This window comes from Campylobacter concisus UNSWCS (assembly GCF_000466685.1).
Classification (GTDB): Bacteria; Campylobacterota; Campylobacteria; order Campylobacterales; family Campylobacteraceae; genus Campylobacter_A; species Campylobacter_A concisus_A.
In genome coordinates this window covers 47,483-69,168 of sequence record NZ_ANNG01000006.1, presented here as the reverse complement: position 1 = coordinate 69,168, position 21,686 = coordinate 47,483, and the positions used below count along the sequence as shown (strand labels likewise).

Here is a 21,686-nt window from a genome sequence, read left to right as displayed (position 1 = left end):
CAGCCCTTTTAAATTTGAAAGAGTAAAGCCTAAATTTAGTCCTTTGACCTTATCTTTTCTAGCCACTCATTTAGCGTTTTTTCAAAGCCTATGCCCTTGCTTTTGTAAAAAACGAGCGGTTTTTCTAGGTATTTTTGCTCGACCCAGCCGCCAAAATCATGCGGATAAAGGTAGTCTTTGCTCTCTTTTGTGTGATTTTTTAGATATGGCGGGATCTTTAAAATTTCTTCGCTTTGCACGTATCTTAGAGCGGCATTTATCGCGTTGTAGCTGGAGTTTGACTTTGGCGAGCTAGCTAGATAGACGGCGCACTGAGCCAGTATGATCCTAGCCTCTGGGAAGCCTATCTCTTTTACTGCGCTTAGCGTGCTGGCGGCTAAGTTTAGCGCATTTGGGTTTGCGTTGCCGATGTCTTCGCTAGCAAATATCGCCATCCTTCTAGCGATAAAGTCAGCGCTCTCGCCAGAGTCTATGAGCCTTGCGAGATAGTATATGACGGCGTTTTCGTCGCTTCCACGCAGACTTTTTATAAAAGCGCTTGCTAGTTCGTAGTGCGTATCGTCCTCTTTTGCCCCCTCTTTTAGGGCGTTTTGGCGAAGTGTTTTTAAATTTTCTAGGCTCACATTTTCATCAAGCGTGACGGCAAATTCGAGTAAATTTAGCATAGCTCTTGCATCGCCGCCGCTACTTTTAAAGAGATACTCCTTTGCCTCCTCGTCAATGCTAAATGAAATTTGCTCTCTTATCTTGCTAATAAGCTCCTCAAAGTCGCCACTGCTAAGCGGTCTAAACTCAAAGAGCATCGAGCGGCTTCTGATGCCTGAGCTTAGCGTGAAAAAGGGATTTTCCGTGCTAGCGCCGATGACTAGGGCCTTGTAGTTTTCCATGGGTATAAGCAGTGCTTCTTGCTGGGTTTTGCTAAGCCTGTGGATCTCGTCTATGAAAAAGAGTGGCTTATTTAGGGCGTTTTCGTAGTTTTTTAAAATTTTGCGAAAGTCATCTATCTTTAAATTTCCGCCGTCAAACTCGTAAAAGTCGTAGTTTGCCCCACTTGCCACAGCCCTTGCAAAGCTCGTCTTGCCACAGCCTGCTGGACCATAAAATATGGAGTGCGGTATCTTGCTTGTGGCTATAAATTTTAAAAATGCCGCTTTAACCGCCTTTTGTCCGCAAATTTCATCCAAGTTTTTTGGTCTAAACATCAGTGCAAGTGAGCTCAAATTTACTCCTTTACTGCTTTTGGCAAAATTTTAGCCTTTGCGCTAAGGTTCTCTATCTTTAGCTCGTAAATTTTCATGTTTTTTAGCCCATACTCCGCAGCCACGTCAAAGGTGCTCATCGCGTAGGCTGTGTATTTTTGGCTGAGAATTTTTAAAATTTCATATCTTTTGGCATCATCTGTCACTTCGTAGGCTCTCGTTTTTGCGATGGCGCTTTTGTATTCAGTCGTAAAGACCTTGCCGCCAAGCGCCTTGCCGTCGTCTTTTATCGCTTCTAGCTCGCTATAATTTAGATGTGGGACTTTATTAAAACTAACGCAGACAAACTCCACTTTTCGCCCATTTTGAAGCAGTTTTGCCTTGCTGCCTGCGCTCGCTCCGTGGATAAAAATGCTCTCACCAACTCTAACCGGCGAGATAGGCACGCTAAAAATTTCTCCCTCATCATCCACGCATGAGATCACGCCGTATTCGCAGTTATCGATAATCTCAAGCGCCTCGTCTTGGCTAAGCTCTCTATCTTTTCGCCTCATTTTTCATCCTTTTTTTGCAAAATATTTTAAAATTTAAGTGCTTAAAGGCTAGTATAACGCAAAAATTTCAAGGAAAAATATGAAAAAATTTGCCATTTTTGCCCTTTTGCTGGGCGTAAATTTATTTGGTGCAAGCGAGGTTTGCAAGGAGTATGTCAAGCAAAGCAGGCTCTATCTTGACGAGCTTTATGCCAAAGAGAGCAAGAAGCTTGCGGGTGATGAGAAAGCGCTAAGGCTTTTTGAGCTTAAATTTGATGAGTTTAAGCAAAGACAAATCGGCCAAGAAGCGATGATAATGCAAAATAACGATGAGAAATTTTGCAAAAGCGAGCTAGAAAAGGTAAATAAGCTTCTTACTGAGCTTAAAAAATAGCTCAAATTTAAGCGTTTAAGTCCCACTCAATGGGCATTTTGCCGTGGTTTGCTAGGTAGATATTTGCCTTTGAAAAGTGTCTGCAGCCAAAAAACGCCCCGCGCGCTAGCGGACTTGGGTGCGCTGCCTCAAGGATAAGGTGCTTGCTAGCGTTTATGAGCGGTGCTTTTGCCTTGGCTGGGTTGCCCCAGAGCATAAAAACTACGTTTTGTAAATTTTCACTTATCTTTCTTATAACTGCGTCTGTAAAGCCCTGCCAGCCAAAGCCTGCGTGAGAATTTGCCGCTCCCGCACTTACACTAAGGGTCGAGTTTAGAAGCAGCACGCCTTGCTTTGCCCACTTTGTAAGATCGCCGCTATTTGGCTCTTTTATGCCAAGGTCGGCGTAAATTTCTTTATAGATATTCACAAGGCTTGGCGGCACTCGCACGCCACTAGGCACTGAAAAGCTTAGCCCCATCGCTTGATTTGCGCCGTGATACGGGTCTTGGCCTAGGATGACTACTTTGACGTCGTGAAATGGCGTTAGGTTAAATGCGTTAAAAATGAGCCCGCTTGGTGGATAGACGACGCCAGCGCTTTTTGCTTTTAAGAAATTTTCTTTGATGCAAGCGAAATTTTCACTCAAAAACTCATCTTTTAGCACCTCTTTCCAGCTTGTCTCGATCTTTACGTCATTTAAATTTATCTGCATTTTCCTGCCCTTTTTTGGTTTTAGCGGTATAATTTTAACTAAATTTATCCAAAGGAAAGAGCTGTGTCAGAGCAAATTTTTAATAAAATCCACGACCTTCTTAGCAAAAATGGAGCTAAATTTAGAGTGATAGAGCATGAGAGCGCGAGGACTTCAGAGGAGGTCGCTAGGATAAGGGGCACGAAGATGAGCCAGGGCGCAAAGGCGCTGGTGTGCTCTATAAAAGGCATTGATGAAGAGAAATTTAGGCAAATTTTTAAAGGTGAAAATGTGCTAGATGGCTACTTGCTAGATGACGAAAAGCCAGCGATGAAGGCTGGTAAAATTTACTTGCTCGCGGTTTTGCCAGCGGACGAGCAGGCTAATCTTGACGCGCTTACGCAAAAATTTGATGGCAAAAGAGCGAGCCTTGCTAGCCCAGAGGAAGTTACGGCCTTGACTGATTGCGTATTTGGCTCGGTTCCGCCGTTTAGCTTTCATAAAAATTTACACCTTGTTGTGGATGAGAGTTTGCTAGAGCGAAATGAGGAGATCGCCTTTAATGCGGGGCTTCTTGATAGATCGATCGTCTTAAACGCAAAAGACTACGCTAGGATAGTAAAGCCGGTGCTTGTTAAATTTGCAAAATAAAAAGTGCTAGGCTAACCACTTCCTAGCACTAAATTAGTCGGGAGAAAAATGAATTTAAGTAATGCAAAGACGAGAAATTGCTAAATTCATTTCAGGGGCAAATATTATCAGTGGTAATCTTAAAATATAATAAAGTATATTGATAAAATGCCTATATTTTAGGGATTATTATATTTATATATAAAAGTTTATATTTTAAAAGCCAAAAATTTTGGCTCAAATTTCATTAAATTTAAAAAGAATTTATAAAAATTTGCTTAGCAATTATTAAGTTTAGCTTAAAGCCCATTTAGATAAAATCCTTAATCGTTCTTTTATCGTAAAAAAGACAATTTGATATAAGGAAAAACAATGAGCGATATCATCGCATACAAACTAAATGGCGAAATAGTCGATACTCAAAGTATCGCAGGACGTGAGAGTAGTGCTGAGCCTGTCTATTTCGACAACTCAAAAGAGGCACTACACGTTATCAGACACTCCTGTGCACACCTCATGGCACAAGCTATCAAATCACTCTATCCAAAGGCAAAATTCTTTGTCGGACCAAACGTAGAAGATGGATTTTATTATGATTTTAGAGTTGATGATGAGGGCACGAAGCTAGGCGAGAGCGATCTCGCAGCGATCGAAGATAAGATGAAAGAGCTTGCTGAGAAGAAATTTGACATAGTTAAAACCTGCTCAACCAAAGCTAATATGAGTGAGAAATTTAAAGATGACGACTTAAAACAAGAGGTCTTAAAAAGAATTCCAGATGGCGAAGTGAGTAGCTACGCACAAGGCGATTTTGAGGATCTTTGCCGCGGACCACACCTGCCAAATACTAAATTTTTAAGATTTTTCAAGCTTACACGCGTAGCTGGCGCATATCTTGGCGGTGATGAGAGCCGTGAGATGCTAACTAGAATTTACGGCACAGCTTACGCAGACAAAGAGAGCCTAAAAGAGCACATCCGCATCATCGAAGAGGCTAAAAAGCGCGATCACAGAAAGCTTGGCGTCGAGATGAAGTTATTTACATTTGATGACGAAGTGGGCGGTGGTTTGCCGATATGGCTACCAAATGGCGGACGCTTAAGATCAAAACTAGAGCAGCTATTATACAAAGCTCACCGCGACCGCGGCTACGAGCCAGTGCGAGGTCCTGAGCTTTTAAAGGCTGATGTGTGGAGAAGAAGCGGCCACTACGCAAACTACAAAGAAAATATGTACTTTACAACGATCGATGAGACAGAGTATGGCATCAAGCCGATGAACTGCGTTGGCCACATCAAAGTCTATCAAAGCGATATCCGCTCTTACCGCGACTTGCCGCTTAAATTTTTCGAGTATGGCGTCGTTCACCGCCATGAGAAAAGCGGCGTACTTCACGGACTTTTCAGAGTTCGCGAATTTGCACAAGATGACTCACATATCTTTTGTATGCCAAGCCAGATCAAAGAAAATATCTTAGAAATTTTAAAATTTGCTGGCACGATAATGGAAAATTTTGGCTTTCATTACGAGATGGAGATTTCAACCAAGCCAGCCAAAGCTATCGGCGGCGATGAAATTTGGGATACAGCTACAAAAGCGCTAAAAGAAGCTCTTGATGAAAATGGCTTTAAATACGGCATCGACGAGGGCGGCGGCGCATTTTATGGTCCAAAGATCGACATTAAGATCACTGACGCGCTTAAGAGAAAGTGGCAGTGCGGCACGATACAAGTCGATTTTAACTTGCCAGAGCGCTTTGATCTAGGCTACATCGACGCAAATAACGAAAGACAGCGCCCTGTAATGCTTCACAGAGCCTTGCTTGGCAGTTTTGAGAGATTTATAGGAATTTTACTTGAGCACACTGCTGGCGAGCTACCATTTTTCATAGCTCCTACGCAAGTCGTCATCGTGCCTATTAGCGACGCGCATTTAGACTATGCAAAAGAAATTTCACGCGAACTAAGAAAGATCAACGTCGATAGCGAGATCGCAAGTAAAAATGAGAGTTTAAATAAGAGAATAAGAACGGCAGAAAAACAAAGGGTGCCTATGATAGTCGTGCTAGGAGACAACGAAGTAGCGAACAAGAGCGTTGCATTGCGCGACAGACAGGCTAGGACGCAGAGCGATATGAGCTTGGCGGAATTTGTAAATTTAACGAAGGAGAAACTTAGTGAGGTACATTTTTGAGTAAGGAAAATGAAGTATTGCTCAATGAGGACATAAGGGCGAGAGAGGTAAGATGTGTAGGGGATGATGGCACGGCATACGGTGTCATCTCAAGAGATGAGGCTTTAGAGATCTCAAACAAGCTTGGGCTTGATCTAGTGCTTATAGCGCCAGACGCGAAGCCGCCAGTTTGCAAGATAATGGACTATGGTAAATTCCGCTATCAGCAAGAGAAAAAGCAAAAAGAGGCCAAGAAAAAGCAAAAAACCATCGAGATAAAAGAGATAAAACTCTCTGTTAAGATCGCCCAAAACGATATAAACTATAAGGTTAAACACGCAAGCGAGTTTTTGCAAGATGGCAAACACGTTAAATTTCGTGTATTTTTAAAGGGTCGCGAGATGAGCACCCCAGAGGCTGGCGTAGCCATGCTTGAGAAGGTCTGGGAGATGATCAAAGATGAGGCTGACCGCGACAAAGAGCCTATAATAGAAGGTCGTTATGTAAATATGCTTGTAACTCCAAAAAAGGGTTAAATTCTCATAAAGAGCAGGCTAGGGCTTGCTCTTTTTCATTAAATTTTTAATACAAAAACTCACAAATAACTATTTTCAAAAATTCTATCATTTTTATATCTGCTAAATTTACGCAAGGGCGTTTGCGGTTGATGTGGCTTGTGGTTAAATTTCGTAGGATGAATTTAGACGCGGCTTAAATTTAGTAAATTTTGATTTTTGCTTACTGGAATTTAATACTTTGACATCACTTGTATAGACGTTGTGCTGAAAATAATTTAGACAAATTGACTTTCTTGCGAGTTTGTAAATTTAAGTGTTTGAAATCAAATTTTGTCTAATTGCAGGCTAAATTTGGTAAGAAGTTTGATTATTTATAGCTTAAATTTAGCAAAATTTAATCATTTGCTATCGCTCGCGTGTGTTGCTTTGTTGAAATTTGACTTGGTAAAGCCAACTTGTTGGAGTAAATTTGAAAAGTCCTTTTGAGCTTACAAATTTTTAGCGCTTGCGTGAGTGTTTTAAGCTAATTTTCGCCTAATATCTAGCTAAATTTGGCAAGAGAAATATTGTTTTAATAATACTTTTTATGTGGTGACTAAATTTGGTGAGAAATTCGCTTATTTGTGGGTTAAATGCAGTAAATTTCAATTTTTGCTTACCAAAATTTATCCCACCTTTTTCTGCCGACCCTTACACGAGTGATTTGTTGAAATTTGACTGGATAAAGCCGTCTAGTAAAGTAAATTTGATAACCCTCTGCGAGTTTATAAATTTATGGTGCGCGTAGAGTGTTTTAGGCTAAATTTGGCAAAAAAATCGCTTGTTTGTAGCTTAAATTTATAAAGGAGAATTTAGCTGAGCTAAGCCTAAATTTACTAAATTTCATAAGCCGTTTCTTGTCAAAAAAGTGCTTTTTATCTGCTTGAGAAATTTTAGGTTTTGCTCATTCTCTGGTAGGATTTCACTATTTAGCCTTACTATGCCGAAGTTGCAAGTGCTATGAAAATTTCTCTCTCAAAACTCATTTACTGCAAATTTCTTCATCTCCAAGCAGCCACATATAGACGACACAACTCCGTGCAATCAAGCAAAATATCCGCAGGATGCTCCACGGCAAAAGCTTTCAATTTTACTGCTCAAACCTCGCCACTCCACCATTTGCCGCCGTATCAGCTCTTTTAGCAAAATTTCTATTAAAAGCTCTAAAAAAGTGGTCTGCTCGCCACCCTAGTGAAATTTAACCAAGCTTCAAATCCACATCCGCCACGCCAGCAAAAATTTGTCAAAAAACGCTCTATATGCGCCACATAAAATGCTTCAAAGCAGTGTAAATTTGCTAGCTTGCTAGTAAAATTTGCCGTGCAAAAGGCAAATTCTATTTTAGCTAAAACCCCAGCCAACCCCATATTAATTTACGTCCAAATTTAGCTTGGACGTAAATTTACAGAGCCAAATTGGCCTACACATATCCTTGATCTATCATCGCATCAGCCACTTTTCTAAAGCCAGCGATATTTGAGCCAAGCACCAAGTTGCCCTCATCGCCAAACTCTTTACTTGTTTCGTAGCTTAGTTCAAAGATGTGATTCATGATGCCATGAAGTCTGCGATCGACCTCTTCAAAGCTCCACGAAGTCATGCCGGCATTTTGCATCATCTCAAGTCCGCTCGTACCCACGCCGCCAGCGTTTGCTGCTTTTGCTGGAGCAAAGTGAAAGTCTTTTTGCGCAAGCATGAAATTTATCGCATCAAGCGTGCTTGGCATGTTCGCGCCCTCAGCCACGAAACGGCAGCCATTTGCGTAAAGCACTTTTATGTCAGCTAGGTGAAGCTCATTTTGTGTCGCACATGGGAATGCCCCGTCGCATGGCACGTCCCAGACGCCGTTTCTGCCCTCTTTGTATTCGCTTACGCTTACATATTTTGCATTTGGTCTAAATTTGGTGTATTCGCTAAGGCGAGCGCGTTTTACTTCTTTTAGCTCTTTAAGCACCGCTAGATCGATGCCCTCAGCGTCATAGACATATCCGTTTGAGTCAGAGACGGTGATAGGCAGTGCACCTGCTTGATAGAGCTTTTCGACCGTGTAGATGGCGACGTTTCCGCTACCGCTGACGCTACATTTTTTGCCCTCTAGATCAAGTCCAGCTTTTTTTAGCATGTTTTGAGTGAAATATACTAGTCCGTATCCAGTGGCCTCTGTGCGTGCTAGACTGCCGCCCCAGTTTAGCCCTTTGCCAGTTAGGATGCCATCAAATCTGCCGGTTAGCTTTTTATACTGGCCAAACATATAGCCGATCTCTCTAGCGCCCACGCCGATGTCGCCTGCTGGCACATCCACGGTGTTGCCGATGTGGCGATATAACTCGCTCATAAATGCTTGGCAAAAACGCATTATCTCGCCTTCGCTCTTGCCCTTTGGATCAAAGGTGCTGCCGCCTTTTGCGCCGCCGATATTTACGCCAGTGAGCGAGTTTTTGAAAATTTGCTCAAATCCAAGAAATTTTAGCACGCCAAGATCGACGCTTGGGTGGAGCCTTAGACCGCCTTTGTATGGGCCAACAGCTGAGTTAAACTGCACGCGGTAGCCGTTATTTACCTTTGGTCTGCCATCATCGCCTGTGTATGTCACGCGAAAGATCACCGTGCGCTCAGGGATGACGATGCGCTCTAGGATCGCGTGTTTTTGGTACTTGCTCTCTCTTTTGATAAGCGGCTCTAGGCTGTTTAAAACCTCAGTCGCAGCTTGGACAAAGACGCCTTGACCTGGGTTGGTCTTCTTTATCCACTCCATCGTTTGTTCGATGTACTCGCTCATTTTTGCTCCTTTTTCCTTTTTTTGTAGTTAAATATTAGCTCGGCTAGAAAAAAATTTTATTTAAAGATATTTTAATATTTTTATTTTGGGCAATGAGTGTTACATATCGAAACTAAATTTATAAAAAAGTGGTTTTTGCTTTGGTTGCTAGGATAAATTTACAAAAGAGAATTTAGGCTAAGTGGAGCCTAAATTTACTAAATTTGCGCCATCTCTTGCCAAAAAATCAAGTGCTGTGTCGTCTGCTTGGACAAAATTTAGGATTTGCTGGGCTGATGGCAGGGCTTCATCATTTAGCCTTGCTATATAGGTGCTAGCAAGCGCTATGAAGAATTTTTCAAAGTCGCTTGCAACGCGCCTGCTGCAAAGCTCCTTATCACCAAGCAGCCACGCATAGACCGCACCACTCGTGCAATCAAGCAAAAATATCCAAGGATCACCCACGGCAAAAACTATCAAATTTGCTGGCCTCTCCTCGCCACTCCACCATTTGCCACCAAACTCATCTACGCTGTTTAGACGCACTAACTCGCTCGCGTAGTCGCCTCTAGAGCCAAAGCTGACATTGCAAATTTCAAATTCTCCAAGATCAAATTTGTTTAAAAGCTCCGTAAATTTGGCTGGAAAATCCACACCAAGGCTCTTTTGCGCCTGCATGATCGATGTGGCGTCCTTTTGTGGCAAAAGCCTCATGCCAGTCATACCCTCTTGCTCTAGCGGCAAGAAAATTTGATCTAGCTTCCTAGCGATCTCGTCTAGTTTTAAAAACATATCGGTCCTTAAATTTGATAAATTTTGGCAAATTTTATCAAATTTAGCCCAGTGTGCTTTAAAATTTGGGTTATAATCGCCATAAATTTAAGGAGCTAGCGTGGTTAGATCATATCCTCTTGATATGCCTGGCGTGGAGTTTCGCGGACACGGCGTAACTGGCATTTATGAGATGGGTGAGCGCATTGCATTTGTGCATTTTGCTTTTGGGGTGCCTAGCGAGTTAGAGATAGCTCAAAAGCTAACGCCAAACTACGTGCTACTAGATACATTTTCGCGCGACTTTAGCGAACATAAAAGATCAACGCTTACCTACAAACAAAGCGAAATTTTCATAGCCAGCAATGCGCGTTGCTACCCAGAAAATGGCTACTTCGTGCTAAATACTAGATACTACAAGGGCTACATAAATTCCCCAGCAAAGCTTATAAAGATAGATAACGGGTTGATGAGCGAGCTCGGCGTTGCTAATGAGCCCATAAAAGAGATATATAACGACGCTAAAACGTATGAATTTGATGGTTTTTGCGTGCGAATGAGTTCGCCATTTATGATGGAGTGCAAAGAAATTTTGGGTGGTGCAGAGTTCAAAAGCGAAGCGAAAGATGAAAATTTAAACGCGAGTGCGCCACGTAAAGAGCAGGGCGCAAGGATAGGCAAGACCATCTGGCGGCTAAAGCTTGGCGCATATCTTTACACGCCAGTTTGCCTGAATGATGGGGTGCTTTACTTTGGCACCGCTGGCAAGGGCGGAGATCTATACGGCGTGGATGCAAAAAGTGGCGAAGTGGTGTTTAAGTTTAAAACCAGTGGCACGGAGCATTTTGTTTGGATCAAAGGTCAAATTTTGCTTGCAAACCGCAAAAATAAGCCAGTTTTGATAAGCGCTAAAGATGGCTTGCTATTAAAAGAGATAGAGTTTGAGAAATTTAGCCTTAGCGTAGATCAGATCATGCTAGTAAGCGGTGGTAGGCTCTACGCTGTGGCAAATGACGGAGCTAAAATTTACGCAGTTTGTGCGGAAATTTAGCCTTGGCGAAATTTATCGCCAAAGCCGCAATGAGATAAATTTATCTCTTCTTTTTATATCTTTTTATCGCCTCTACGATGACCTCTTCTAGGTCGTCGTTTGGCTCTTTGTTCATATCATCGTAGGTGTTTTCAAGGATAGTTTTTAAGTTTTTCTCGACGTAGCTAGTATCGAAAAATCCTCTTCTAAACTCCTTACTTTTGCTGATCGTTAGCAAAAATGGGATGATCGTTCGCACGCCCTCGATGGTAAATTCTTCAAGCGCTCTTTCAAGTTTATTTACCGCTAGATCGTAGTCGGTCGCCTTGACGATCAATTTTGCGATAAGTGAGTCGTAAAATGGCGGTATGTTGTAGTCTTTATAAACGTGGCTATCGACACGCACAGATGGGCCAAGAGCTGGGTAGTAGCCCTCGATCGTGCCTGGTGCTGGGATGAAATTCTCCCAGACATTTTCAGCCGTGATCCTAGCCTCTATCGCGTAGCCGCGTGGCTTGATGTCGCTTTGCTCGATCTCTAATATCTCGCCAGCTGCGATCCTTATCTGCCTAACGACTAGGTCGTGGCCAGTGATCTCTTCGGTAATGCCATGCTCCACTTGGATACGGGTGTTCATCTCCATGAAGTAAAAGTTGTTGTAGTCATCTAGCAAAAACTCGATCGTTCCGACGTTTGAGTAGCCCACAGCCTTTGCAGCAGCGACCGCAGTCACGCCCATGATCTTTCTTAAATTTTCACTAATCGATGGGCAAGGTGCGATCTCGATGATCTTTTGGTGGCGCCTTTGGATAGAACAGTCACGCTCGCAAAGGTGGATGATGTTGCCGTAGTTGTCGCCTAAAATTTGAAACTCGATGTGGCGAGGATTGACGACAAGCTTCTCCATAAAAACTTCGTCGTTGTTAAAGTATGCCTTAGCCTCTCTGGTACACGACTCAAAGGCATCTTGCATATCTTCTTCTTGCCAGACCTCTCTAATGCCGCGGCCACCACCACCACCGCTTGCTTTTAAGATGACTGGGTAGCCGATGCGTCTAGCGTGCTCTTTTATGGCGTCCATACTCTCGTCATTTAACTTTTCAGTGCCTGGCACTATTGGTATGCCGTTTTTCTTCATCAGATATCTAGCGATGTTTTTATCGCCCATTTTCTTGATGACTTCGGCCTTTGGACCGATGAAAATAAGCCCAGCATCCTCAACTGCCTTTGCAAATTCGTAGTTTTCGCTTAAAAAGCCGTATCCTGGGTGTATGGCGTCTGCTCCACACTCTTTAGCGAGCTTTACGATCGCTTTGGCGTCAAGATAGCCTTTGATCGGATCTTCACCCACTTGATAGGCCTCATCAGCTATCCTGACATGCAAGCACTCGCTGTCTGGCGCTGTATAAATTCCTACGCTTTGGATGTGTAAATCCCTACAAGCTCTGACTATCCTAACTGCGATCTCACCACGATTTGCGATAAGAATTTTATGTATCATAGGCTATCCTTTTTGAGTTTTTCTTATCATATAACTATTCGTTTTATTTTTAGATAAATTTGTTAAGTCTGGTTTTAAAATTTGAGTGCAAAAGGCTAAATTTACACTCAAATTTCTTTATTTGCTGATGATTTGGGGAAAAGGTGTGGCTAGAGCTTTTTTGCTAAAGTCTTGTGACTCGATCGTGAAATTTGTAGCAAATCTTTGAATGCCCTCTTTTTTATAAGCACGCCTTTGGATGGTAAAAAGTACTAAATTTCCGCCCTGTTTGGTGTAGCGATATATCGAGTGCTCGGCTGTTGGAGTGCCATTTAAATTTGAAAATATCGTGATATCAAGATAAATTTCATTTGCGAGCGAGCCCTTTTTATAAGCTACTTTTAGCCCTTTTGCTTTTAGCTCTTTTAGATCATTTATCTTTTGCTCGACTGCTTGCTCTGGTGTAGCGTCAAATTTAAGGGTATTTAGCGAGAGCATGTAGCTAAAACTATCTAGTTTCTCACCAGGGAGCAAGTACTCCTGCGTGAATAAATTTGGCACAGGCTTGGCTGAGCTTGCTAGCGAGTAGAGTCTGTTGTCAAATTTTATCTGCATCGGCTCAAAGTACTGAGTAGCCGCGAGCAAGAGCGCTGGCAAAGCGATAAATGCTAAAAATTTCTTCATCAAATTCCTTTAAAATGGATTTACTATCATGACCCAGATGATGATGAGCATCGCGATAGTTGGCACTTCGTTGTAAGCTCTAAAGAAGATGCCACTTTTGTTACAGCGTTTCTCTTTGAGCTGCTTCATGTAGCGTCCAAGGTCTAGGTGATATATGGCCATTAAGATGACAACTAAAATTTTGACGTGGATGTGACCAGTTTTTATAAGATCAGGCATCGCGATAAGTATCAAAATACCAGTAACAAATGAGCCAATGAGTGCTACCCAGCCGATGTAGTGATACATCTTGTACTCCATCACCTCAACCACTTTTACAAAGTCTGGCTTGTCCATATTTTCTACGTGATAAACGTAGAGCCTTGGCTGATAAAACAGCACTGCCATCCACGAGATGAAAAACAAATAGTGGAGGTATTTTAAGTAAAGATAATATTCTGCCATAACGTCTCCTTATCTAAAAAGTATCTCTTTTCTAGCTTCAAATTCAGCCTTGCTGATCGCACCACTCTCAAAAAGCTCGTAAAGCCTTTTTAAGTCCTCTTCTTTATCTTTTAGTTTTACTCTCTCTTTTAGCTCGGCCTTTTGTAAATTTTTCTCGACATAAGCGCCAACCAAAAATGCATCGATGATCCACCAAATGCTCCAAATAGCCAAAAATAAGTAGCCAATTAGAATTACAGCTAACGATGTGCCAACGAAAAATAACCCCATCATCAAAAAACCAGTGATAAATTTACCAAGGTAAATTCTATGCGCTCCAAGCCAGCCAGTAAGTAGCCAAAGCGCGTATGCGACGTAGATATTATTTCCCACTCTCTCTCCTTTTTCTAAAACTTTGCCAAAGTATCATCACGACGCAAAGATCGATCATCACATCAGCGAAGTTAAAGACCGCAAAGTTAAACCACTTATGCCAAAAGACGTAATCCACGACGCCGCCATGGATAAATCTATCTGTGATATTTGAGCTGCCAGCTCCTAGTAAAGCTCCAAGCCAAATGGCATGCGAGCAAAGCAGCTTTTTTTCAACGACTAGATAGACAAAAACGCCTAAGATAAGGGCGATCTGGATAAATTTCAGCCACTCATCTAAAAAGGCAAACATCGAAAATGCAACGCCCTTATTATATGTAAGAACTAGCGAGAAAAACTCGCCCTCCCACGAAAAACCATCTATAAATATCATCTTTATCGCTTGATCAACGATAAAAATGAGAAAAAACGCAATGAAAAATTTAACCAAGCTTTTACGCATTTAGGGCTTTTACGAAAAATTTCTCAACTTCATCCATGCGTTTTTCAACTAAAGTTTGATTTTTACCTTCAAGCAAAAGTCTGATCAAATTCTCAGTGCCAGAGTATCTAAAGAGCGATCTTATGCCCTCTTTTGCAAGGCTAGCTTCAAGCTCTTTTAGCCCCTCTATCTTATCAAGCGGCTTTTTCTCTGTGATCTTTAAATTTAGCAAAATTTGCGGATACGGCTTTAGCTCGCCAAAAATTTCACTAGCTTTTTTGCCTTTTTTAAGCATCATCGCGACAACTTGCATCGAAGTAACAAGTCCGTCGCCAGTCTTGGCGTAGTCGTTAAAAATGACGTGGCCGCTTTGCTCGCCGCCAAAATTTATGCCATTTTCTTTCATCATCTCAAGCACGTATTTATCGCCTACGTTTGAGCGAAGTAGCTTGATCTTATGAGCTTTTAGATAGTCATCAAGCGCGGCGTTACTCATCACTGTAGCCACGATAGCTCCACCTTTTAGCGCCTTTTGCTCGTGTAAAAATGCTGCAAGTGAGCCAAGTATCGCATCTCCATGCACAACTTTTCCGTTTTCATCGACAACGACAAGCCTATCAGCATCGCCGTCAAATGCAAAGCCGATGTCAGCACGAAGCCTTTTTACCTCGCTTGCTAGATCTTCTGGGTGAAGCGCGCCGCAGTTTTGATTTATATTGCTACCATTTGGCTCATTGTTTATGACGATGACATCAGCTCCAAGCTCGCTAAATACAGTTGGTGCAACCTTGTAAGCAGCTCCGTTTGCCACATCCAAAACTACTCGTAAATTCTTTAAATTTAGCTCTTTTGGGAATGAATTTTTGATCTGCACGATATATCTACCGATAACATCGTCGATCCTCTTGTTTGCGCCGATCTCTGTCATCGTTTTTTGGGCGTTTGCGATGAGCTCATCGTCGTAGAAAATTTTCTCTATTTCAGCTTCTATCGTCTCATCAAGCTTGTTGCCAAAGCTGTCAAAAAATTTGATGCCGTTATCGTAGTATGGGTTGTGTGAGGCGCTTATCATTATGCCAGCGTCACAGCGCATATTTTCTGTTAAAAATGCGATCGCAGGTGTTGGCATAGGGCCTATTTGAAGGACGTTGTAGCCAACTGCAGTTAGCCCTGCAACGATGGCAGTTTCTATCATATAGCCGCTTTTTCTTGTATCTTTTCCAACTAAAATCACATTTGTCGCTGAGGTCTTTCTAAAGTAAATTCCAGCAGCCATTGCAAGGCGCATAGATGTTTGAGCTGAAAGCTTTTCGCCAGCCTTACCACGAACTCCGTCTGTTCCAAAAAGTTTCATAAATTTATCCTTTTTATTATAAAATGGTGCTATTTTATCAGAAATTATCAAATTTAAAATCTAAAATTTTATTTGTTTTAAAGCAGACTTAAATTCAGTTACAATTAAATATATTTTTCATATAATCACGGACTAAAATTATCAAAAAAGGTATATTATGGCAAACCATAAATCTGCTGAAAAAAGAGCTAGACAAACTATAAAAAGAACAGAAAGAAACAGATTTTACCGCACTAGACTTAAAAACATCACAAAAGCAGTGCGTGTAGCTGTAGAAGCTAAAGATCTAAATGCTGCAAATGAAGCTTTAAAAGTTGCTAACAAAAGCATCCACAGCTTCGTAAGTAGAGGCTTTTTGAAGAAACAAACTGCTGCTCGCCGCGTTAGTCGCCTTGCTCAATTAGTAAACACTCTAAAAGCTGCTTAATCTATTAAATTTTAATGTTTGCTGATAAACTTCATCCATTTTTGGATCGCTATGATGAAATTTCTACGCTTCTAAGCGATCCAAATATAGCAAACGATATCGAAAAGATGACAAAGCTCTCAAAAGAGCAATCATCTATCGAACCAGTCGCAACTGCTGCAAAAAAATATCTACAAATTCTAAACGACATCGAAGAGAATAAAGCCTTACTTGAGGACTCTGAGCTTGGTGAGCTTGCAAAAGAAGAGCTTAAAAATTTAGAAATTTCAAGAGAGAAGCTTGAAGAAGAGATCAAAATTTTACTTCTTCCAAAAGATCCAAACGATGATAAAAATATATTTTTAGAAATTCGCGCAGGTACTGGTGGTGACGAGGCTGCACTATTTGTTGGAGATCTTTTTAATGCTTACATCAGATATGCAGAGCTTCGTGGATATAAATTTGAGATCGTTAGCCAAAGCGAGGGCAACACTGGCGGTTTTAAAGAGATCATCGTGCTCATAAAGGGCAAAGGCGCTTACTCTAGGCTAAAATTTGAAGGTGGCACACATAGGGTTCAGCGCGTGCCAGAGACTGAGAGCCAGGGCAGGGTGCACACCTCGGCTGTGACTGTGGCTATCATGCCAGAGGTTGAAGACAGCGAGATCGAGATCAATCCAAATGATATAAGAGTTGATGTTATGAGAAGTTCAGGTCATGGCGGTCAGTCGGTCAATACAACTGATAGTGCCGTTAGGATCACGCACATACCAACTGGACTTGTTGTCACAAACCAAGATGGCAAGAGTCAGCACAAAAACAAAGAAGCTGCGATGAAGGTGCTAAAAGCTAGACTTTACGAGATGCAAGAGCAAGAGAGACTTGCTAAAGAGACTAGCGAGCGCAAGAGTCAGGTTGGCACTGGAGACCGCTCAGGCAGGATAAGAACTTATAACTACCCGCAAAACCGCATAAGCGATCACCGCATAAATTTAACACTTTACCGCCTTGATGCGATCATGGCTGCAGGATTATTTGACGAGATTATCGAGCCGCTTATCACTCACTATCAAGCAGAAGCTATGCTTGAAGCTGGCATCTAAGCGTAAAATTTATAAATTCTCAACAAGTCATTAAAAATCAAAAATCTACAAACTAAGATCTAAAGTCATCTGATCTTGAAACGATCTTAGTTTGTCTATTTTATAATAAAAAATAATATTTATTCATATATTTTTCAAAAATAATTTAAATTAAATTTTTAGATTTTAGTTCATTTAGTGTGGTATTTTGGGCTTTGGTAAATTATAAATCTTTACTTGTGATATTAAAAAATTTTATTAATTGATCATAAGTTCGCATTAATAATAATACTCTATAATACCCAAACATTAAATCAAAATAAGGATAAAATATGTCACTAAGCGCAAGAAATCAACTAAATGTTGAGATATCAGAAGTAAGAACAGGTGCGGTAAATTCGCTAATAGCTGGCAAACTAGCAGGTGGCGAGGTGCTAAAAGCAACTATTACAGTTGATAGCGAGAAAGCTCTTGATCTTAAGGTTGGTAAAAAAGCTATATTTTTATTCAAAGCTTCAAGCGTTATCGTTTCAAAAGACGACAGCATCAAGCTTAGCGCAACAAACCAAATCAAAGGCGTTGTTAGTGAGATAAAAGATGGCGCTGTAAATGCTGAGGTTATCATTGACGCAAATGGCAGCAAAATTTCAGCTATCATCACAAGAGAGTCAGTTCATAACTTGGCTTTAAAAGCAGGCGACAAAGTAACTGCTATTATTAAAGCAACTCAAATCATAGTTGGCGTTAAATAATTTCTCGGGGCAAATTTGCTCCGATCCTCTAGTTAAATTAATTTCTAAACTTAAGTTAATATCCAAAACCAAATCCTAAAATTTCTCATAAATTTTTCAAAATACAAAATTTAATTAATACTTATTTTTTCTAAATTTAAAAATAAAATCTCCAAATTTTATACTAAATTTACTATAAATGCCAATTTAGCGTAAATCCAAAGTCAAATTTGGATAAAAATAGTGTCAATAAATATTACCAAACTACGTCCTATTCGGTATAATCTTTAATAAAATTTAATTTTAAAAATTAAATTGCAAATTTTAATAAATTACCCTATAATGCTTAATAGCAATTATCTTACTTCAAAGGAGAGAGCATGAAAAATTCAGGTTTATCTAGAAGAGATTTTGTCAAATTTAGCGCTATCGGTGCTACGGCACTAGGCGTTGGCGCAACAAATTTAATGGCTAGCGCGATGAACGAAAAAGATGTCAAATGGGACGAGGAGTATGACGTAGTCATCATCGGCTCAGGCTTTGCAGCTCTTGCAGCTGGCGTGACATCAGCCAAAAAAGGCAACAAAGTCGTCTTGATCGAAAAGATGGGCCGCACAGGTGGCAACTCTGTCATCAATGGCGGAATTTTTGCCGTTCCAAACAGCGACATGCAAAAGAAAGCTGGCATCAAAGATAGCACCGAGCTATTTATCAAAGACTGCTTGAAAGCAGGTCGCGGCATCAACCACGTTGATCTTTTGGCAAAGATCGGCGAGAGAGCGCAAGATGCTTACAAACTCACAATTGATTGTGGTGCAAAATATATCGACCAGATCACTCACGCGGGCGGTCACTCAGTGCCAAGAAGCCTTCAAACAGAGGTCGGCAGCGGCGCTGGCATCGTGCTCCCTATGACTGCGACATTTGAAAAGTTAGATGGCGCATCGATCAAAAAAAGGACAAAATTTGATGATTTCGTCTTTGACGACAAGGGCGCAGTTGTGGGCGTCATCGTCAGAGAAAACTACAAATTTGATGGCAATTTGATGAGTGACGATGTCGAAAACAAAGGTGGCGATATAAAATATATAAAAGCCAAAAAAGGCGTCGTACTAGCAGCTGGTGGCTTTTGTAGGGATAAAATTTTTAGACGTCTTCAAGATCCAAGGATCACACCTGAGACAGACTCGACAAACCAACCAGGCTCAACAGCAGGTGCGCTTCTAGCGGCGTTTAGAGCTGGTGCTTATCCAGTTCAGCCAAGCTGGATCCAATACGGCCCTTGGGGATGTGCTGATGAGACAGGCTTTGGCGTTGGATCTATGTTTAACGTAAATGGCGCTTTTCCGTTTGGAATTTCAGTCAATCCAAGAACTGGCAAACGCTACATGAATGAGCTTGCAGACCGCAGGACAAGAACTGAAGCGATGTTTAAAGTCATCCATGAAAAGGGCGAAGACGATAAAAACTTCCCTATCAACTTCTGTGACTCAAGAGCACTTCCTCACATGCTTCCAGCTCACTATGAAAAGGCTATCGCAGCTGGAATTTGCAAGAAATTTGACACACTTGATGCCTTGGCAGCTGAGTATAAGATCCCAGTTGATGAGCTCAAAAAAACAGTCGCAAGATACAACGAATTTGTCAAAAAAGGCGTTGATGAGGACTTTGGCAAACCAGTTGTTGCGACTACGACAAAGGGCATTGATATCTCAGTTCCGCCGTTTTACGCAGAGCGTGGCACGCCAAAAGTTCACCACACAATGGGTGGCCTAAATATCAACACAAAAGCCCAAGTCATGAACTCTCAAACAGCTATGCCTATACCAAATTTATATGCAGCTGGCGAGATCACAGGTGGCGTTCACGGAGCCAGCCGTCTAGGATCAGTGGCTATAACTGATTGCTTGACATTTGGTATGATCGCTGCTGAGACCATAGGCTAAAACTACTAGTGGCAGGCGTTTGCTTGCCACTATAAATTTTTAAATCTATAAACCCCATTTTTTACTCGCTCGAAAATTTTCTTCTCTTCAAGCAGCCTAAACGTGCTTATCACGGTTGGTTTGCTCACATTTAGCTTTTCGCAAATTTCTGAAATTTTAAGCATGATAAAGCCATTTTCATCGCTTAGCTCGCAAAGTAAATTTATGATCTCTACCTTTTTCTCGCCAAGAAGCACCTTGTAAATTTGCTCTTTCACGCTAATCTCAAAATTTATAATATATAGCCACGCACCAAAGCGCGCCACATAAGAAATTTGCGATCATCACGGCCGCACTTCCAGCGTCCTTTGCTGCCTTTGCTAGTGCGTGGTAGTCTGGGCTTGCAAGATCAGTCACTCGCTCTAGCCCTGAGTTTAAACACTCACAAACTAGCACAAATGCCATGCTAAAGATCAAAAATAGATTAAAAATAAGGTCAAATTTCCAAAAAAATAGCGAGATCGCAGCTATCAAAAATATGCAAATTTCTATGCGAAAGCTCTTTTCATTTTTAAAAATTTCAGCCAAACCCTCTCTTGCGTAGCCAAAATTTTTAAAAAATTTATACGTTGGCTGGTTTCTCATAACTTTCCTTTTTGTGATTTTTGGCATAATTATAATTAAAAAAAGGATGAAATTTGAAACTTATTAGCTGGAACGTAAATGGTCTGCGTGCAGTCGTGGCAAAAGAGGGCTTTGCTTGGCTTGATGAGGTTAGGCCTGATTTTTTGGGACTGCAAGAGATCAAGGTCAAAGAAGATGACGTGCCAAAAGAAATTTACAACCTTGGCTTTAAAGATATCAGTGTAAATTCAGGCGCAAGGGCTGGCTACTCTGGTGTGATGAGTCTAGCAAAATTTGACGTGCAAACGCAAAAGGCGGCCTTTTTTGACGACACGGAGGGGCGAGTTTTGGAGCATAGATTTGGCGACATCGTGCTTTTTAACATCTACTTTCCAAACGGCCAAAAGGACGACGAGCGCCTGGCATTCAAGATGGACTTTTACGAGAAATTTCTAGCTTACTGCAAAGAGCTTGTAAAAAGCGGCAAAGAGGTGATATTTTGTGGCGACGTAAATACCGCTCACCGCGAGATCGACCTGAAAAATCCAAAGACAAATGCCAAAACTTCTGGCTTTTTGCCTATCGAGCGCGCTTGGATAGATGAGGTGCTAAAAAGTGGCTTTATAGATACCTTTAGAGCCGTAAATGGCGACGTTGCAGACGCTTACTCGTGGTGGAGCTACCGCTTTAACGCAAGGGCGAAAAATGTTGGCTGGAGGATTGATTATTTCTTCATATCACAGGGACTAAAGGATAGGCTAAAAGATGCCTTTATCCTGCCAGAGATCACAGGTAGCGACCACTGCCCAGTTGGCATAGAGATAGAAATTTAGAGCACGCCCTCTTCAAGCAGGTGGGTGATGAGGATTTTAAAGCCTAGAAATATAAGTATCGCTCCGCCTAAAAAAAGCGCCTTTTTCTCTAAAATTTCACCCATAAATTTACCGATGTAAAAGGCGGCTAGGCTTAGCACAAAGCAGACTACGCCGATGATGAGCGCGCTTTTAAATATACTAACCGCTTCAAAGCTAAGTGTGACACCAACGGCAAGTGCGTCGATACTCGTGGCAAATGCACCCACAAAAATGGTCTTAATATCCATGCTTAATGACTCGCCAGCCTCGCTACTACAGGCCTCTTTTAGCATTTTAAAGCCAAGAAAACAGAGTATAAAAAATGCGATGAAGTGATCGATAGAACTTATAAATTTAGCAAAGCTAATGCCTAAAAAATAGCCAAGAAGCGGCATGAGAAACTGAAAAAAGCCAAGCATAAAAGCTATAAATAAAATTTTGCCAAAGCCAAGGCTTTTATACCTTGCGCCGTTTGCCATATTTAGAGCCGCGCTATCCATGCTAAGAGCGAAGCTAAGAAGTAAAAGCTGCATAAATTCCCCTCAAAAAAGGGTGAATTTTAGTGCAAAAATATTAAATTTATTTTAAGCGT

General features: G+C 41.4%; 25 protein-coding genes. 10 read left to right on the top strand and 15 right to left on the bottom strand.

Annotated elements, in window-relative coordinates; genetic code table 11:
* Nucleotides 1–35: 35 nt before the first annotated feature.
* Nucleotides 36–1,202, bottom strand: a complete 1,167-nt coding sequence (locus UNSWCS_RS01795) for a replication-associated recombination protein A (RefSeq protein WP_235044379.1) — start codon at nt 1,200–1,202, stop codon at nt 36–38.
* A gap of 20 nt (nt 1,203–1,222) precedes the next feature.
* Nucleotides 1,223–1,753 (bottom strand): pyridoxamine 5'-phosphate oxidase family protein, encoded by a 531-nt coding sequence (locus UNSWCS_RS01790; protein WP_021087084.1) that lies wholly within the window; start codon nt 1,751–1,753, stop codon nt 1,223–1,225.
* Nucleotides 1,754–1,832: 79 nt separating this feature from the next.
* Here UNSWCS_RS01790 and UNSWCS_RS01785 point away from each other — a divergent pair, with 79 nt between their 5' ends.
* Nucleotides 1,833–2,126 (top strand): hypothetical protein, encoded by a 294-nt coding sequence (locus UNSWCS_RS01785; protein WP_021087000.1) that lies wholly within the window; start codon nt 1,833–1,835, stop codon nt 2,124–2,126.
* Nucleotides 2,127–2,133: 7 nt separating this feature from the next.
* Here UNSWCS_RS01785 and ung read toward each other — a convergent pair whose 3' ends face one another.
* Nucleotides 2,134–2,820: a uracil-DNA glycosylase gene (gene ung, locus UNSWCS_RS01780; protein ID WP_021087075.1), complete on the bottom strand. Its 687-nt coding sequence runs from the start codon at nt 2,818–2,820 to the stop codon at nt 2,134–2,136.
* Nucleotides 2,821–2,883: 63 nt separating this feature from the next.
* Between ung and UNSWCS_RS01775 the strand changes: the two genes are divergently transcribed.
* The 3 genes from UNSWCS_RS01775 (at nt 2,884) to infC (ending at nt 6,137) form a co-directional block, all read left to right on the top strand.
* On the top strand, nt 2,884–3,450 hold the full coding sequence (locus UNSWCS_RS01775) for a YbaK/EbsC family protein (RefSeq protein WP_021087110.1): 567 nt from the start codon (nt 2,884–2,886) through the stop codon (nt 3,448–3,450).
* A 351-nt stretch (nt 3,451–3,801) separates the two neighbouring features.
* The gene (thrS, locus tag UNSWCS_RS01770) at nt 3,802–5,622 is read left to right on the top strand and encodes a threonine--tRNA ligase (protein ID WP_021086993.1); all 1,821 of its coding nucleotides are present in this window, start codon (nt 3,802–3,804) and stop codon (nt 5,620–5,622) included.
* Nucleotides 5,619–6,137, top strand: coding sequence for a translation initiation factor IF-3 (gene infC, locus UNSWCS_RS01765; RefSeq protein WP_009295104.1), 519 nt, complete (start codon nt 5,619–5,621; stop codon nt 6,135–6,137). The genes thrS and infC overlap by 4 nt, the downstream gene beginning before the upstream one ends.
* A 1,184-nt stretch (nt 6,138–7,321) precedes the next feature.
* Here infC and UNSWCS_RS01760 read toward each other — a convergent pair.
* The 3 genes from UNSWCS_RS01760 to UNSWCS_RS01750 all read right to left on the bottom strand — a co-directional run bounded on the left by UNSWCS_RS01760 (nt 7,322) and on the right by UNSWCS_RS01750 (nt 9,708).
* Nucleotides 7,322–7,525 (bottom strand): hypothetical protein, encoded by a 204-nt coding sequence (locus tag UNSWCS_RS01760; RefSeq protein WP_035142356.1) that lies wholly within the window; start codon nt 7,523–7,525, stop codon nt 7,322–7,324.
* A gap of 53 nt (nt 7,526–7,578) precedes the next feature.
* On the bottom strand, nt 7,579–8,937 hold the full coding sequence (gdhA, locus tag UNSWCS_RS01755) for an NADP-specific glutamate dehydrogenase (RefSeq protein ID WP_021084055.1): 1,359 nt from the start codon (nt 8,935–8,937) through the stop codon (nt 7,579–7,581).
* 177 nt (nt 8,938–9,114) lie between these two features.
* Nucleotides 9,115–9,708, bottom strand: a complete 594-nt coding sequence (locus tag UNSWCS_RS01750; protein WP_021087029.1) for an SMI1/KNR4 family protein — start codon at nt 9,706–9,708, stop codon at nt 9,115–9,117.
* A gap of 100 nt (nt 9,709–9,808) precedes the next feature.
* Between UNSWCS_RS01750 and UNSWCS_RS01745 the strand changes: the two genes are divergently transcribed.
* Complete coding sequence (locus UNSWCS_RS01745; RefSeq protein ID WP_021087107.1) at nt 9,809–10,738, top strand: PQQ-binding-like beta-propeller repeat protein; 930 nt, start codon at nt 9,809–9,811, stop codon at nt 10,736–10,738.
* Between the two features lie 40 nt (nt 10,739–10,778).
* On the opposite strand, the gene UNSWCS_RS01740 is transcribed toward UNSWCS_RS01745, so the two are convergent.
* The 6 genes from UNSWCS_RS01740 to glmM all read right to left on the bottom strand — a co-directional run bounded on the left by UNSWCS_RS01740 (nt 10,779) and on the right by glmM (nt 15,472).
* Nucleotides 10,779–12,218, bottom strand: a complete 1,440-nt coding sequence (locus UNSWCS_RS01740; RefSeq protein WP_021087025.1) for an acetyl-CoA carboxylase subunit A — start codon at nt 12,216–12,218, stop codon at nt 10,779–10,781.
* Between the two features lie 117 nt (nt 12,219–12,335).
* Complete coding sequence (locus tag UNSWCS_RS01735) at nt 12,336–12,881, bottom strand: hypothetical protein (protein ID WP_021087019.1); 546 nt, start codon at nt 12,879–12,881, stop codon at nt 12,336–12,338.
* Nucleotides 12,882–12,890: 9 nt separating this feature from the next.
* Nucleotides 12,891–13,325: a CopD family protein gene (locus UNSWCS_RS01730; RefSeq protein WP_004317437.1), complete on the bottom strand. Its 435-nt coding sequence runs from the start codon at nt 13,323–13,325 to the stop codon at nt 12,891–12,893.
* Nucleotides 13,326–13,334: 9 nt separating this feature from the next.
* Entirely contained in the window at nt 13,335–13,697 is a 363-nt protein-coding gene (locus UNSWCS_RS01725) for an NINE protein (RefSeq protein WP_021087073.1), read from the bottom strand.
* Nucleotides 13,687–14,139, bottom strand: a complete 453-nt coding sequence (lspA, locus tag UNSWCS_RS01720; protein WP_021086998.1) for a signal peptidase II — start codon at nt 14,137–14,139, stop codon at nt 13,687–13,689. The genes UNSWCS_RS01725 and lspA overlap by 11 nt, the downstream gene beginning before the upstream one ends.
* On the bottom strand, nt 14,132–15,472 hold the full coding sequence (gene glmM / locus UNSWCS_RS01715; protein ID WP_021087014.1) for a phosphoglucosamine mutase: 1,341 nt from the start codon (nt 15,470–15,472) through the stop codon (nt 14,132–14,134). Before glmM ends, lspA begins: the two co-directional genes overlap by 8 nt.
* A gap of 157 nt (nt 15,473–15,629) precedes the next feature.
* On the opposite strand from glmM, the gene rpsT reads away from it, so the two are divergent.
* From rpsT to UNSWCS_RS01695, 4 genes are all read left to right on the top strand, one after another.
* Nucleotides 15,630–15,899 carry a 30S ribosomal protein S20 gene (rpsT, locus tag UNSWCS_RS01710; RefSeq protein ID WP_004317319.1) on the top strand — a complete coding sequence of 90 codons (270 nt, stop codon included), beginning with the start codon at nt 15,630–15,632 and terminating at the stop codon, nt 15,897–15,899.
* A gap of 14 nt (nt 15,900–15,913) precedes the next feature.
* On the top strand, nt 15,914–16,981 hold the full coding sequence (gene prfA / locus UNSWCS_RS01705; protein WP_021087008.1) for a peptide chain release factor 1: 1,068 nt from the start codon (nt 15,914–15,916) through the stop codon (nt 16,979–16,981).
* Between the two features lie 311 nt (nt 16,982–17,292).
* Nucleotides 17,293–17,712 (top strand): TOBE domain-containing protein, encoded by a 420-nt coding sequence (locus UNSWCS_RS01700; protein WP_009295093.1) that lies wholly within the window; start codon nt 17,293–17,295, stop codon nt 17,710–17,712.
* Nucleotides 17,713–18,071: 359 nt separating this feature from the next.
* Nucleotides 18,072–19,637 (top strand): flavocytochrome c, encoded by a 1,566-nt coding sequence (locus UNSWCS_RS01695; protein WP_021087124.1) that lies wholly within the window; start codon nt 18,072–18,074, stop codon nt 19,635–19,637.
* A 29-nt stretch (nt 19,638–19,666) separates the two neighbouring features.
* Here the strand turns inward: UNSWCS_RS01695 and UNSWCS_RS01690 are convergent, their stop codons facing one another.
* Nucleotides 19,667–19,894: a replication/maintenance protein RepL gene (locus UNSWCS_RS01690; RefSeq protein WP_021086992.1), complete on the bottom strand. Its 228-nt coding sequence runs from the start codon at nt 19,892–19,894 to the stop codon at nt 19,667–19,669.
* A gap of 7 nt (nt 19,895–19,901) precedes the next feature.
* On the bottom strand, nt 19,902–20,261 hold the full coding sequence (locus UNSWCS_RS01685; protein WP_021087030.1) for a diacylglycerol kinase: 360 nt from the start codon (nt 20,259–20,261) through the stop codon (nt 19,902–19,904).
* Between the two features lie 53 nt (nt 20,262–20,314).
* Here UNSWCS_RS01685 and UNSWCS_RS01680 point away from each other — a divergent pair, with 53 nt between their 5' ends.
* Nucleotides 20,315–21,073, top strand: coding sequence for an exodeoxyribonuclease III (locus UNSWCS_RS01680; protein ID WP_021087090.1), 759 nt, complete (start codon nt 20,315–20,317; stop codon nt 21,071–21,073).
* On the opposite strand, the gene UNSWCS_RS01675 is transcribed toward UNSWCS_RS01680, so the two are convergent.
* On the bottom strand, nt 21,070–21,627 hold the full coding sequence (locus UNSWCS_RS01675) for a manganese efflux pump MntP family protein (protein WP_021087026.1): 558 nt from the start codon (nt 21,625–21,627) through the stop codon (nt 21,070–21,072). The two genes, UNSWCS_RS01680 and UNSWCS_RS01675, sit on opposite strands and share 4 nt — an antisense overlap.
* Nucleotides 21,628–21,686: the final 59 nt, after the last annotated feature.

Excerpts from the sequence above, each read along its gene's own strand:
- UNSWCS_RS01795 (WP_235044379.1), bottom strand. The coding sequence starts at position 1,202 with ATGTTTAGACCAAAAAACTTGGATGAAATTTGCGGACAAAAGGCGGTT.
- UNSWCS_RS01790 (WP_021087084.1), bottom strand. The coding sequence starts at position 1,753 with ATGAGGCGAAAAGATAGAGAGCTTAGCCAAGACGAGGCGCTTGAGATT.
- UNSWCS_RS01785 (WP_021087000.1), top strand. The coding sequence starts at position 1,833 with ATGAAAAAATTTGCCATTTTTGCCCTTTTGCTGGGCGTAAATTTATTT.
- ung (WP_021087075.1), bottom strand. The coding sequence starts at position 2,820 with ATGCAGATAAATTTAAATGACGTAAAGATCGAGACAAGCTGGAAAGAG.
- thrS (WP_021086993.1), top strand. The coding sequence starts at position 3,802 with ATGAGCGATATCATCGCATACAAACTAAATGGCGAAATAGTCGATACT.
- UNSWCS_RS01760 (WP_035142356.1), bottom strand. The coding sequence starts at position 7,525 with ATGGGGTTGGCTGGGGTTTTAGCTAAAATAGAATTTGCCTTTTGCACG.
- gdhA (WP_021084055.1), bottom strand. The coding sequence starts at position 8,937 with ATGAGCGAGTACATCGAACAAACGATGGAGTGGATAAAGAAGACCAAC.
- UNSWCS_RS01750 (WP_021087029.1), bottom strand. The coding sequence starts at position 9,708 with ATGTTTTTAAAACTAGACGAGATCGCTAGGAAGCTAGATCAAATTTTC.
- UNSWCS_RS01740 (WP_021087025.1), bottom strand. The coding sequence starts at position 12,218 with ATGATACATAAAATTCTTATCGCAAATCGTGGTGAGATCGCAGTTAGG.
- UNSWCS_RS01735 (WP_021087019.1), bottom strand. The coding sequence starts at position 12,881 with ATGAAGAAATTTTTAGCATTTATCGCTTTGCCAGCGCTCTTGCTCGCG.
- UNSWCS_RS01730 (WP_004317437.1), bottom strand. The coding sequence starts at position 13,325 with ATGGCAGAATATTATCTTTACTTAAAATACCTCCACTATTTGTTTTTC.
- lspA (WP_021086998.1), bottom strand. The coding sequence starts at position 14,139 with ATGCGTAAAAGCTTGGTTAAATTTTTCATTGCGTTTTTTCTCATTTTT.
- glmM (WP_021087014.1), bottom strand. The coding sequence starts at position 15,472 with ATGAAACTTTTTGGAACAGACGGAGTTCGTGGTAAGGCTGGCGAAAAG.
- rpsT (WP_004317319.1), top strand. The coding sequence starts at position 15,630 with ATGGCAAACCATAAATCTGCTGAAAAAAGAGCTAGACAAACTATAAAA.
- prfA (WP_021087008.1), top strand. The coding sequence starts at position 15,914 with ATGTTTGCTGATAAACTTCATCCATTTTTGGATCGCTATGATGAAATT.
- UNSWCS_RS01700 (WP_009295093.1), top strand. The coding sequence starts at position 17,293 with ATGTCACTAAGCGCAAGAAATCAACTAAATGTTGAGATATCAGAAGTA.
- UNSWCS_RS01695 (WP_021087124.1), top strand. The coding sequence starts at position 18,072 with ATGAAAAATTCAGGTTTATCTAGAAGAGATTTTGTCAAATTTAGCGCT.
- UNSWCS_RS01685 (WP_021087030.1), bottom strand. The coding sequence starts at position 20,261 with ATGAGAAACCAGCCAACGTATAAATTTTTTAAAAATTTTGGCTACGCA.
- UNSWCS_RS01675 (WP_021087026.1), bottom strand. The coding sequence starts at position 21,627 with ATGCAGCTTTTACTTCTTAGCTTCGCTCTTAGCATGGATAGCGCGGCT.